Consider the following 12,501-nt stretch of genomic DNA (forward strand, 5'->3'; position numbering starts at 1 on the left):
TGATTATGTATTCATATAAAAGAAAAAGCCGGCAAAAAGATGCCCGCTTTCATTCATGCTAATGAATATGCCGATATACACCAATGACTTTGCCTAAAATGGATACATTACGGAGAATAATTGGCTCCATTGTAGAGTTTTCTGGTTGAAGTCTAATATAATCTTTTTCCTTAAAGAATCTCTTAACAGTTGCTTCGTCATCCTCAGTCATCGCAACAATAATATCGCCATTATTGGCAGTTTGCTGCTGCCTTACAATGACATAATCCCCGTCAAGAATTCCTGCCTCTATCATACTTTCACCCATAATTTCGAGCATAAAAACCTGATCAGCATCAGGTGCCAGTCTTTCGGGCAGCGGAAAATATTCCTCAACATTTTCAATAGCTGTAATCGGCTGACCAGCTGTTACTTTTCCTACAATTGGAACATTCACGATCTTATAGTCAGGAGCTTGTACAGTTCCTTCTAAGTCTAATATTTCAATAGCACGCGGTTTCGTTGGATCTCTCCGAATTAAGCCTTTGCTTTCTAATCTAGCAAGGTGGCCATGGACAGTAGAGCTAGAGGCTAAACCCACTGCTTCGCCAATTTCTCTAACAGATGGTGGATAACCTTTTTGTCTCACTTCCTCTTTAATAAAATTTAATATATCCTGCTGCCTTTTTGATAATTTCGCCATCATAATCACACCTCTTATGATTTTCTTTCCCTAATTATAGCACCACTTACAATATAGTACAAACATAAGTTCGAATAATTGTTGACACAAAACAAATGTTCGGTTTATAATAAAATCAATAAGCGAACATATATTCTTAATGAGGTGTGTAAGTATGAAAAAATTGTGGAATCAATATTCGTATGCTATTATTCTATTCGTTTTAAGCTTTTTTACCGCGTTCATCTTAATAAATCAGCTTGGAGAATCCGAAAATATTAAATATATAAAAATTACTGTCAATGATGGCGATACATTATGGCAAATAGCTGAAGAATTTTCAATGGATCATGAATTAACAGCAATAGAATTTATTAGCTGGGTCGAGCGGAATAACGGAATTTCAGGGGAAAGAATCTTTCCGGGAGATGAACTCGTCATTCCTGTATTAAAGGATTATTCATCAGAAGTTCATACCGAGTTAGCAAGTTCCCAATAAAAATATTTTGTGGAAGGGCATTACACATGAAAGCAATTATTTATTGTAGAGTAAGTACAACGAAAGAATCACAGGAAACATCATTGGCTAGACAAGAGGAAGAATTAACAGAGCTAGCAATTAAAAATGGCTTCGAAATTGTTCAAGTCATTCGCGAACAGGCTAGCGGCTATGATTTAGATCGCAATGGAATTATTAATCTCCTATCACTTATTAAAGATAAGGAAATAAAATATGTTCTTATTCAGGACGAGACTAGACTTGGCAGAGGCAATGCAAAAATGGCTATCCTACACTGTATATTAAAAGAAGGTGTTTTATTATATAGTGTTACCCACAACGGGGAGCTTCAGCTATCTGAATCGGACTCAATGGTATTAAATATCGTAAGTTTGGTGGAGGAATACCAAAGGAGAATACATAATATAAAAATTAAGCGGGGAATGAGGCGTGCTGTCCAAAAAGGATTCAGACCTGAGAAAAACCTTACAAATCTCGGCATGCATTCAGGCAGGGATCGTATTGAGGTACCCATTGAAGAGATCGTAAGACTCAGGAAAAATGATTTAACATTCTCAGAAATTGCAGCAACACTTACAGGGCTTGGATATCAAATATCTAAAGCAACAGTACATCGAAGATACCAGGAGTATATCGATACAAAAGCAGTGATAGAAAAGTAATGCGAATAATTCTTAAAAATATATTGCTGAAACTCTATCAAATTGGGTAGGGTTTTTTCCTAATATGCCTTTCTTGTCAAAATGGCTCTTTTTTAGTAACATTGCAATGGGATTCAATGAAAAAATAAAGGAGCTAAACTATGCTGCCAAAAGATAAACTAAATCGAATTAATGCTCTTGCAAAGAAGGCAAAGGAAGTAGGATTAAATGAAACCGAGGCGAAGGAACAGTCTGCCCTGCGCAAAGAATATTTACAGACCTTTCGCTCATCTATGCTGACTACGCTTAAAGGTGTTACCATTGTTGACCCTAAAGGAAATGATGTAACCCCTGAAAAGCTTAAAAAGGTACAAAACAAAGATCTGTTACATTGATGAGTAAGAAACATGAATTGAAGGATACAGCAAATGTTTCCTTCCTTACATATACATAAGTTTTTAAGGCAAAATAATAAATAATAGAATTTTAAGCATTATTTATACATTTTGTTGTATTAGAAGGGCGCTAACTTTAATATTAGAAGAGTAATAATAATTAGCAGAAGGGATGTATCACATGTTTGATCAAAACGATGCTTTATCCATAAGTTCCATTCGTACTTTATCTATTGATGCAATTGAAAAAGCAAAATCAGGTCACCCTGGTATGCCAATGGGAGCAGCGCCAATGGCATATACACTTTGGACTCAATTTATGAATCATAATCCTAAAAATCCACAATGGTTTAATCGTGACCGTTTTGTTCTATCAGCTGGCCACGGTTCTATGCTTCTATATAGCCTTCTTCATCTTTCGGGATATGATGTATCAATGGAAGATATTAAAAGCTTCAGACAATGGGGAAGCAAAACTCCAGGACATCCTGAGTTTGGTCATACGCCTGGTGTCGATGCAACTACTGGTCCTCTTGGGCAAGGAATAGCTATGTCAGTTGGAATGGCGATGGCTGAGCGCCATTTAGCAGCTGTCTATAACAAAGATCAATTTAATTTAATTGATCATTATACATACAGCATTTGTGGTGACGGGGATCTAATGGAAGGTGTCTCCGCAGAAGCAGCTTCTCTTGCTGGCCACCTTAACCTTGGGAGATTAATAGTGCTTTATGACTCCAATGATATTTCCCTTGATGGTGACTTAAATAAGTCGTTCTCTGAAAGTGTTGAACAAAGATTTAAATCATATGGCTGGCAATACTTAAGAGTAGAAGATGGGAACGATCTGACTGAAATCGCAAATGCGATTGAAGAAGCGAAACTAGATGTTAATCATCCAACGCTTATTGAAGTAAAAACAGTCATCGGATATGGATCACCTAATAAATCAGGAAAATCTGATGTTCATGGAGCTCCTCTTGGTGCAGATGAATTAAAGTTAACGAAAGAATCTTATAAGTGGACTTTTGAAGAAGACTTCTATGTTCCTGAAGAAGTGTATGAGCATTTCAGAAAGCTTGTCGCAGTACAAGGAGAAAAGAAGGAGCAAGAATGGAATGACCTATTTGCTCAATACAGAAGTGAGTTTTCCGAGCTTGCAAGTCAGCTCGAGCAAGCTATTAACGGCGAGCTTAAGCAGGGCTGGGCAAATGATATACCTGCTTATGAAGAAGGAAAAAGCATTGCGAGCCGTGCGTCATCTGGAGAGGCATTGAATGCCATTGCCAAAAACCTACCATCCTTTATCGGAGGATCTGCTGACCTTGCAGGTTCAAATAAGACAATGATTAAAGGAACTGCAGACTTTACTCCAAAAACCTTTGATGGAAAAAACATTTGGTTTGGAGTTCGTGAATTTGCAATGGGAGCTGCTTTAAATGGAATGGCTTTACATGGAGGATTAAAAGTATTTGGAGGTACCTTCTTTGTTTTCTCTGACTACTTGCGTCCGGCTATTCGTCTAGCTGCATTAATGAAGCTGCCTGTTACGTATGTGTTTACACATGACAGTATTGCTGTTGGTGAAGATGGACCAACACATGAGCCTATTGAACAAATAGCTGCTTTGCGTGCAATGCCAAATCTATCTGTTATTCGTCCTGCTGATGGAAATGAAACAGCAGCTGCTTGGAAATTAGCGGTTGAATCGTCAGATAAGCCAACAGCCCTTGTATTAACGCGACAAGATCTGCCAACATTAAAAGGTACAAAAGAAGCAGCATATGATGGCGTTTCAAAAGGGGCATATGTTGTATCACCTGCTAGCAAAGAAAAAGCTGATGCATTATTAATTGCTTCCGGATCAGAGGTAAGCTTAGCCGTGGAAGCGCAGCAAGCTTTAGAAGTTGATGGTATTTCAGCAGCGGTTATCAGTATGCCTTCATGGGATCGTTTTGAAGCTCAATCTAAGGAATACAAGGAAAGTGTTATTCCTAAAGATGTGAAGAAAAGATTAGCGATTGAAATGGGTGCTTCTCTTGGCTGGCATCGCTATGCTGGTGATGAAGGAGATGTCCTTTGTATTGATCAATTTGGTGCATCTGCTCCTGGCGAAAAAATCATCGAGGAATATGGTTTCACGGTTGATAATGTTGTGGCGCGTGTTAAATCCCTATTATAGAACTATTACGAAAGAGAAGAGTGCTAAAGGCTCTTCTCTTTTTGTCATTGATAGCTATTATTTTCTAAAAATTCTTCGTTTCGACAAAATAAGCGAATGTTTTTGACGGTTTAAGACACAATGTTCAATTTTACATAAGTATAATGAGAGGAAAGGGGGTTTGTCCCGGAAGGAGAGGTTTGGATGAGATCCTATCAGTTATATTTAATTGAAGATGAATTTGCCTCCCACTATTTTGGCAGGGAGAGAATGTTTTTTCAGTTATTTCAAGAATTCGAGCACGCGGCTGGTACTATGGAATCCATACTAGCTAGACAAATTCAATTTATAACAAAGCCGATACCGGGATTAAAACTTCATCAATATATTAACCAGCAGATGTATCGAAATAAAGATTTTTTGACACATAAAGGGTTATATTATATAGAAATGGGAAAAAGAAGCAGCGCTAAACTAGAGATTAAGGACCGATGTTTAATATTAGAAGCGAGTGGAAATTATGATGCGGAGACGATCTTTTTTGAGGTGCTTAGAAAAAGCGAGTCGTCTTTTCTGGCAATTGATATCGAACATCATCGTTACGGTTGGCTAAAACCAATTAAGGAAAGAAAATTAGTTTAAAATATGATAAAATCATAAAGCAAATATTGTATAATAGCCTTTGGTTTAGTACACTGTATGTTAGACAACACGAAGGAGGAAATTTGAATGTGGACTTATATTCTAGTTGGTATCCTGGCACTTCTTGCTGGTTTAGCACTAGGATTTTTCATTGCTCGAAAATATATGATGAGCTATTTAAAGAAAAATCCGCCAATTAATGAACAAATGTTAAAAATGATGATGATGCAGATGGGTCAAAAGCCATCGCAAAAGAAAATTAATCAAATGATGAACGCCATGAATAAGCAAACAAAATAATGGTGGACGGGCACTCAGTAATGGGTGCTTTTTTATGTAATAAAATTCACATTATATAAATCTTCCTATTTTTTGTAATATTTGATACACTATTTAAGCTAAAGTATTATGATCAAAAGGCAACTATTACCTTTCATTTGATGTCTTTTGAAAGGTACAGACTTAGATGCAGTTTTTTCAATTCTGGAGGACTTAAGAGATGAGAGTGTTCTTAGATTTAATGTGGTTTTTTAAACAAGAGAAAAAACCTTATTTAATAGGTATCCTAATGTTATTGCTTGTAGCTCTGCTGCAGCTTGTTCCTCCTAAAGTGATAGGTATTTTTGTTGATCATATAAAGGATCAAACTTTATCTTGGAACAACCTTTTTCAATTATTGGGTGCATTAGTTGGAGCTGCTATGCTCATGTATATTTTACGATATTATTGGAGAATAATGATTTTTGGTTCAGCTGTTAAACTATCGAAAATATTAAGGAATAAACTCTATCATCATTTCACAAATATGTCCCAATCCTTCTATCAAAAGAAGCGGGTTGGTGATTTGATGGCACACGCAACAAATGATCTTCAAGCTATTCAGCAAACGGCCGGAGCAGGTGTATTGACACTTGTGGATTCATTAGCCACAGGCGGATTTGTTATTATTGCCATGGCCGCAACAATTAGCTGGAAACTTACTTTAATCAGCTTAATTCCGATGCCCCTTATGGCCATTTTAACGAGTTGGTACGGAACTATGCTTCATAAGCGCTTTCATAAGGCACAGGAGGCATTTTCAGCTTTAAATGATAAAACACAGGAAAGTGTAACAGGGATTAAAGTGATTAAAACATTTGGTCAAGAGAAAGAGGACATTGAGGATTTTAGGAAGCAATCTGAGGATGTCGTTAAAAAGAACGTCTCTGTTGCCAGAATCGATTCATTATTCGACCCTACCATATCAATTATAGTAGGCATTTCCTTTTTCCTGTCCATTGCCTTTGGTGCAAAATATGTACTTAATGAAGAAATGACAATAGGGGAGCTAGTTTCGTTTACGACTTATTTAGGACTGCTTATCTGGCCAATGCTCGCATTTGGCTGGCTCTTTAATATTGTTGAAAGAGGGCGTGCCTCAAATGATCGCGTTACCTCACTCCTTTCGGAAAAGGTTGATATTTATGATCTTCCTGACGCGCTAGAAACGGTTCCAAGTGGGGATATTGAATTTAACCTTTCTACATTTACATATCCAGAGGATAAAATGCCATTATTGAGGGATATCCATTTTACCTTGAATAGAGGAGAAACGTTAGGGGTTGTAGGTAGAACAGGTGCGGGGAAAACAACTCTGTTAAAATTATTGATTCGTGAATTTGAAGGGTATGATGGTAACATCATGTTTGCTGAAAACCCATTAAATCATTATCAAATTGAAAAGCTAAGAGAAGCAATTGGCTATGTACCACAGGACCATTTTTTATTTTCGGCAACTATTGCTGAAAATATTGCTTTTACAAAGCCACATGCAGATATTGAAGAGATTTATGCAGCTGCAAGGCTAGCAAACATTCATGACGACATTTTACAGTTTTCAGATGGCTACGATACGGTTGTCGGTGAACGTGGAGTATCTCTTTCTGGCGGGCAAAAACAGCGCATCTCCATTGCTCGGGCTTTATTAATGCAGCCTGAGGTATTGATATTGGATGATTCATTGTCTGCTGTTGATGCTAAAACGGAGGAAGCCATTTTGTCTGCATTAAGACAAGACCGTGAAGGGAAGACAACGATTATTACTGCACATCGTTTAAGTGCCATTCAGCATGCTAATCTTATTATTGTTCTTGATAATGGGGAAATTGTCCAAAGGGGCACTCATGAGCAGTTAATGCATGAGAACGGCTGGTATAAAGAGATGTATTTACAGCAGCAGCTAGAAGAATTGGTTGAGCAGGGAGGTTAGGATGATGAATGAAATTAAGGGAATAGAAGGAAAGGAACAGAGGAAAATTCTTTTTCGTCTTCTGTCCTATACAAAGCCCCATAAGAAAACGATGGTCCTAGCCTTCAGTTTGCTATTAATGACAACTATTGGTGATGTTCTTGGACCGATATTGATTAAGATTTTCATTGATGACTATTTAAGACCACGAAATTTAGAATTTGAACCTCTATTTGCATTAGGGGCAGCCTTTATTGGGATTCAAATTATGAATGTACTTGTCTCTTATTTTCAATTGCTGAAATTTCAGGAGATCGCTTTAAAGATCATTCAACAGCTTCGTGTAGACGTTTTTACGAAGGTCCAGAAGCTTGGACTAAAGTATTTCGATAAAACACCTGCTGGAAGTATCGTCTCAAGGGTAACCAATGATACAGAAGCAATAAAGGATATGTTTGTGAGTGTGATCGTAACGTTCATTCAAGGGGCATTCCTTTTAGTGGGTATTTTTATTGCCATGTTTATCTTAAATGTTAAACTTGCTCTATTTTGTTTAATAATCCTGCCAATTCTATTCTATATCATGCAGACTTATAGAAAATATAGCTCCATTTTTTATCAGGATATGAGGGAGAGGCTGAGCCAGCTTAATGCGAAGTTAAGTGAATCATTGCAAGGCATGTCAATCATTCAAGTTTTCCGCCAAGAAAAACGGCTTAGACAGGAATTTGAAAATATTAATGAAAAGCACTATCAAGCAGGGATGAAAAATATTAAAATTGATAGTCTGTTATTACGGCCAGCCATTGATTTAGTTTATGTTTTCGCATTAATCATGATATTAAGCTTTTTTGGCATCACTTCATTCAACAGCCCAATCGAAATCGGAGTTATTTATGCATTTATCAGTTATTTAGATCGTTTCTTTGAGCCTGTTAATCAAATGATGATGAGACTTTCTATGTACCAGCAGGCTATTGTCGCAGCATCAAGAGTATTTAAGCTTGTTGATGAAACAGAGCTTGCCCCTAAACAGCCGGAGAACGCGAAAAAGCAAATTTTGGATGGGGAAATTGAATTCCGCAATGTAAGCTTTTCTTATGACGGAAAGAGAGACGTTTTGAAGAATATTTCCTTTACAGCTAGACCTGGAGAAACTGTTGCCCTGGTAGGGCACACCGGAAGTGGAAAGAGCTCAATCATTAATCTCATGATGCGTTTCTATGAATTTGAAAGAGGGGAGATTTTGATTGATGGAGAATCAATCAAATCCTATAGCAAGGAAGAGCTAAGGATTAGAATGGGATTAGTCCTTCAGGATCCGTTCCTTTTTTTCGGTACGATTAATGATAATATTCGTCTCCATAAACAAGAACTAAGTAACCAAGAAATCTTAGATGCAGCTCAATTTGTGCAAGCTCATGCTTTCATTGAAAAATTAGAGAATGGTTATAATCAGCAGGTAGTAGAAAGAGGTTCTACCTTCTCAAGTGGACAAAGACAGCTAATCGCTTTCGCAAGAACGATTGCTGCAAATCCAAAAATACTCGTTTTGGATGAAGCAACCGCTAATATTGATACAGAAACTGAAGAAGCTATTCAGTTTGCTTTAGAAAAAATGCGAAAAGGGAGAACGACAATTGCCATTGCCCATCGTCTGTCAACGATTCAAGATGCTGAGTTAATCCTTGTCCTGCATCAAGGTGAAATTGTCGAGAGAGGAAACCATCAAGAGCTTCTAGCCAAACAAGGTTTATATCATAAAATGTATTTATTGCAAAACAGTTCAGGAGAAAAAGTGGGAGATGTCGTTTAAGACCTTATTTTTTATACTGCTAGTAATGGGTAAAAAAAGTTTTACAAAAAAGAAAATCCAGCTCAGGTATGTTTACCTAGGCTGGTTATTTTAGTGTGTGGGTATTTTTTTGCTATGATTGCGGTGATACTCATTCAGCAAAAGATCAAGTTCTTGGCTATATCTGATGGCCGAGGATGAAGCTAAGCCATTTTTCATCGCCACTTGTATCAGTTCAATTCTCTTCTGTTCAATTAAATTGAGTAAATCTTTGTTAGACACATCCAGTTATCCTTTCAGATCGTTATAAGGAGAAACAGCATTTCCAACGAACTTGTTGTTTCTAGAAATGTAAAAACATGATAGATTAAAACAAAATTTGTTAACATATGCTATAGTATAGCGAATTTTGGGAATAAATTCAAAAGAAACTTCTATAATAACTAAATTATTTTATCGTATTATCTTAAAATTGAGGAGAGAGACACAAATTGTTCAAATCTATTCATTATCATTTCCTACTAACATTTGTTAGAATGAAGAATGAATCGTTTTGAACAGGAGATGTTATGATGGCTGATTTAAATGTGTTCATTGCGTTAGGTGCTGGATTTTTAAGCTTTATTTCACCATGCTGCTTACCCTTGTATCCAGCTTTTTTATCTTATATAACAGGTATGTCTGTTGGTGAACTTAAAGAAGAAAATGCTATGCTCCAAAGGCGAAGCATGATGCATACATTGTTTTTCTTAATTGGATTTTCACTTATTTTTATTGCGATTGGTTTTAGTACTTCATTTCTTGGAACTTTCTTTATGGATTATCAAGATTTGATCAGACAAATTGGAGCCATATTTATCTTCATCTTTGGTTTAATGGTAGTTGGTTTTCTTAAACCGGAGTTTTTAATGAAGGAAAGAAGATTTGAGTTTAAAAACCGTCCTTCTGGCCTGCTAGGGTCAATATTAATAGGAATGGCATTTGCTGCAGGCTGGACTCCATGCACAGGTCCAATACTTGGTGCCGTTTTCTCACTTGCGGTTTCAAATCCTAATTCTGCAATGATTTATATGTTTGCCTATATTCTTGGTTTTGCTGTCCCGTTTTTTGTCCTTTCTTTCTTTATTGGGAAGCTAAAGTGGATTAGAAAGAACAGTCTACTGATTATGAAAGTAGGCGGTTACATTATGATGGTAATGGGTGTTGTCTTGTTTTTTGACTGGATGACAAAAATCATTGCCATACTATCACCTTTATTCGGAGGATTTACTGGCTTTTAACCTAACTGAATTGTAAAAATTTTATGATTGACCTGATAGAATATAAAGAAATAAAATAAACGGGCGAAATTTGTCGGTCTTTTTAAATTGAAATTTCACGCAATTTTAGATATATTTTATAGTATGTTCTTTCTTAGAGTAAGAATAATCTAGCTTATATCAAGTCTCATATAGTTCATGAACCCTATTAATTGTAGAAATTATTAGATTAAACTTCCGATGTAGTTGTCGAGGGGGAAACAGCGATGGCAAGAATACTAATTGTTGATGATGCAAAGTTTATGAGGATAACATTATCCACGATCTTAAAAAAAGCGAATCATGAGATTGTTGGCGAAGGTGAAAACGGCAAAGAAGCTGTTCAACTATATGAGGATTTATTGCCAGATTTAGTGACCATGGATATTACAATGCCCGAAATGAGCGGACTTGAAGCAGTGAAGGAAATTAAGAGGCAATATCCAAGTGCAAAAGTTATTATGTGTTCTGCAATGGGGCAACAAAAGATGGTTGTAGAGGCGATCGAATTGGGAGCGAAAGATTTTATTGTAAAGCCGTTTGATGAAGGCCGTGTCCTAGAGGCCGTAAATAGAGTATTAAGTTAATTTGTAAGCACATGCTGCCTCTGTTTAATCCGAATCTAGAGTAGTTCGGATTAAACAGAGGCAGTATTGATTTCATTTTCATTCCTTCAAATAAGGAATTACGATATAATAAGTATAAATCATCATTAGATAAGGGATGTAAAAATATGGATATGGTTATTGTTTCATCAATTGGCGCCATTGGCATGGCTATATTCGTCATGTTTCTCCGCATTAAGGCAGCAAAAAAACCAGCATCAGCCAAAAAAATAATTTTGCCGCCTATTTTCATGAGTACTGGTGCCCTCATGTTTATTTTTCCGTATTTTAGAGTAACGCCCCTTGAAATCTTGGAAGCTACTTTAGTAGGTATGATATTTTCCATACTACTGATCAAAACCTCTAAATTTGAAATTAGGGAAAATCAAATATATTTAAAGCGGTCAAAGGCATTTGCCTTTATCTTAATTGGTTTACTCATACTTAGAATAGCTGGTAAATTGGTTTTGAGTTCTTCCATTGATCTCGGGGAGCTTAGCGGTATGTTTTGGATACTAGCGTTTGGGATGATTGTTCCATGGAGAGTTGCTATGTATATGAACTATCGTAAATTGCAGCGTGAATTAAGTTTATTGAATTGAACAATAAAGATGTAAATGCCACAGATTAGTGAAAATCTGTGGCATTTGTAAAATTAAAACCATTCCCCTTTGAGAATGGTTAAAATAAATGTTCGTATGGAGTCATATTTATTTCTTTTTCAATTAATCTTTTTCTTAAGAATTTATGATCTCGTTTTGGTGTAGCAACAATATATCCTCTTATTATTAAATCCTCATTGATTGAAGAAACCTTTTCCTTTATCGCGAGCTCACCAATTTTTCCGGCAATTTTATGCCTTGCCACATCACGGAAAAGTTCGGGTACAGGACTAACAAGATCTTCAAGCAAGTTTTTTCCTTCTTGATTCCAAAGATGCTTTGATTCATTCACGTAATATTCTTCCCAATCCATATCCGATTTTCCGTCTTCCTTAGGCATCTTTTTCAAGAACTTCCGAAACATAAAGAAGCCGCCAATGGCAAAAGAGCCCGTAAGGACAACAACCCAGAACAGAATAAACCACAAAAACCATCCACTAAGCATATACTCACCTTCAAATACATTATACTTACTATATTATAATCGCTTGCCAGATTGCAGACAAGTTAAGTGATCAATATAAAAAAACAGATTATTTCCTTGCTCATTATATCTTAAAATACTATAATTAACATGTCCAATTAAGGGGCTGATTGGGGTACTGGTGTCCTCCGTAGTCTTCAAAACTATCTGTGACCACCGTGCGTGGTCAGCTGGGTTCGATTCCCAGGCAGTCCCGCCAAACAAATTACGATTTTTCAATGCGAAAGTCTTACCTCCAAACACTGATCACATATTGCTAACTTTTTATACAATACCTAGTTTGTTTGTATATAATTTTTAGCTATGAGTTATTTGAAAAGATAGACACTATAATATGAGAGTTCCTACTAATTTAATGTTTAGGAAGTGGCCTTAATGGTTAACCGACAGTGGTTAACCATTAAGGCCAC

14 protein-coding genes and 1 tRNA gene are annotated in these 12,501 nt (G+C 36.5%); 12 read left to right on the plus strand and 3 right to left on the minus strand.

What is annotated here, in order from left to right; genetic code table 11:
- Positions 1-58: 58 nt before the first annotated feature.
- Complete coding sequence (gene lexA, locus V7127_RS25085) at positions 59-682, minus strand: transcriptional repressor LexA (protein WP_335354544.1); 624 nt, start codon at positions 680-682, stop codon at positions 59-61.
- A 154-nt stretch (positions 683-836) separates the two neighbouring features.
- Here lexA and yneA point away from each other — a divergent pair, with 154 nt between their 5' ends.
- From yneA to V7127_RS25125, 8 genes are all read left to right on the plus strand, one after another.
- Positions 837-1,160, plus strand: coding sequence for a cell division suppressor protein YneA (gene yneA, locus V7127_RS25090; protein ID WP_335354540.1), 324 nt, complete (start codon positions 837-839; stop codon positions 1,158-1,160).
- Between the two features lie 26 nt (positions 1,161-1,186).
- Positions 1,187-1,843, plus strand: a complete 657-nt coding sequence (locus V7127_RS25095) for a YneB family resolvase-like protein (protein ID WP_335354541.1) — start codon at positions 1,187-1,189, stop codon at positions 1,841-1,843.
- Positions 1,844-1,983: 140 nt separating this feature from the next.
- Complete coding sequence (locus V7127_RS25100) at positions 1,984-2,217, plus strand: DUF896 domain-containing protein (RefSeq protein ID WP_335347875.1); 234 nt, start codon at positions 1,984-1,986, stop codon at positions 2,215-2,217.
- 181 nt (positions 2,218-2,398) lie between these two features.
- Positions 2,399-4,399 (plus strand): transketolase, encoded by a 2,001-nt coding sequence (tkt, locus tag V7127_RS25105; RefSeq protein ID WP_335490847.1) that lies wholly within the window; start codon positions 2,399-2,401, stop codon positions 4,397-4,399.
- Positions 4,400-4,582: 183 nt separating this feature from the next.
- Positions 4,583-5,020, plus strand: a complete 438-nt coding sequence (sirA, locus tag V7127_RS25110; RefSeq protein WP_335354543.1) for a sporulation inhibitor of replication protein SirA — start codon at positions 4,583-4,585, stop codon at positions 5,018-5,020.
- Positions 5,021-5,107: 87 nt separating this feature from the next.
- On the plus strand, positions 5,108-5,320 hold the full coding sequence (locus tag V7127_RS25115) for a YneF family protein (RefSeq protein WP_335347872.1): 213 nt from the start codon (positions 5,108-5,110) through the stop codon (positions 5,318-5,320).
- 199 nt (positions 5,321-5,519) lie between these two features.
- Positions 5,520-7,268 (plus strand): ABC transporter transmembrane domain-containing protein, encoded by a 1,749-nt coding sequence (locus V7127_RS25120; RefSeq protein ID WP_335490849.1) that lies wholly within the window; start codon positions 5,520-5,522, stop codon positions 7,266-7,268.
- Position 7,269: 1 nt separating this feature from the next.
- Positions 7,270-9,063, plus strand: a complete 1,794-nt coding sequence (locus V7127_RS25125) for an ABC transporter ATP-binding protein (protein ID WP_438824064.1) — start codon at positions 7,270-7,272, stop codon at positions 9,061-9,063.
- A 90-nt stretch (positions 9,064-9,153) separates the two neighbouring features.
- On the opposite strand, the gene V7127_RS25130 is transcribed toward V7127_RS25125, so the two are convergent.
- Complete coding sequence (locus V7127_RS25130) at positions 9,154-9,324, minus strand: aspartyl-phosphate phosphatase Spo0E family protein (protein WP_335490851.1); 171 nt, start codon at positions 9,322-9,324, stop codon at positions 9,154-9,156.
- Between the two features lie 290 nt (positions 9,325-9,614).
- On the opposite strand from V7127_RS25130, the gene V7127_RS25135 reads away from it, so the two are divergent.
- From V7127_RS25135 to V7127_RS25145, 3 genes are all read left to right on the plus strand, one after another.
- Positions 9,615-10,322 carry a cytochrome c biogenesis CcdA family protein gene (locus V7127_RS25135; RefSeq protein WP_335490854.1) on the plus strand — a complete coding sequence of 236 codons (708 nt, stop codon included), beginning with the start codon at positions 9,615-9,617 and terminating at the stop codon, positions 10,320-10,322.
- A 245-nt stretch (positions 10,323-10,567) separates the two neighbouring features.
- Entirely contained in the window at positions 10,568-10,927 is a 360-nt protein-coding gene (locus V7127_RS25140) for a response regulator (protein WP_335490856.1), read from the plus strand.
- A gap of 146 nt (positions 10,928-11,073) precedes the next feature.
- Complete coding sequence (locus tag V7127_RS25145) at positions 11,074-11,547, plus strand: CcdC family protein (RefSeq protein ID WP_335490860.1); 474 nt, start codon at positions 11,074-11,076, stop codon at positions 11,545-11,547.
- A gap of 79 nt (positions 11,548-11,626) precedes the next feature.
- Here the strand turns inward: V7127_RS25145 and V7127_RS25150 are convergent, their stop codons facing one another.
- A complete protein-coding gene (locus V7127_RS25150; RefSeq protein ID WP_335355519.1) occupies positions 11,627-12,052 on the minus strand; it encodes a DUF2621 domain-containing protein in 426 nt (141 codons plus the stop codon).
- Between the two features lie 141 nt (positions 12,053-12,193).
- On the opposite strand from V7127_RS25150, the gene V7127_RS25155 reads away from it, so the two are divergent.
- Positions 12,194-12,290, plus strand: a tRNA-Sec gene (locus V7127_RS25155).
- Positions 12,291-12,501: the final 211 nt, after the last annotated feature.

Source organism: Bacillus sp. JJ1773 (genome assembly GCF_036962035.1).
Taxonomy (GTDB): Bacteria; Bacillota; Bacilli; order Bacillales; family Cytobacillaceae; genus Cytobacillus.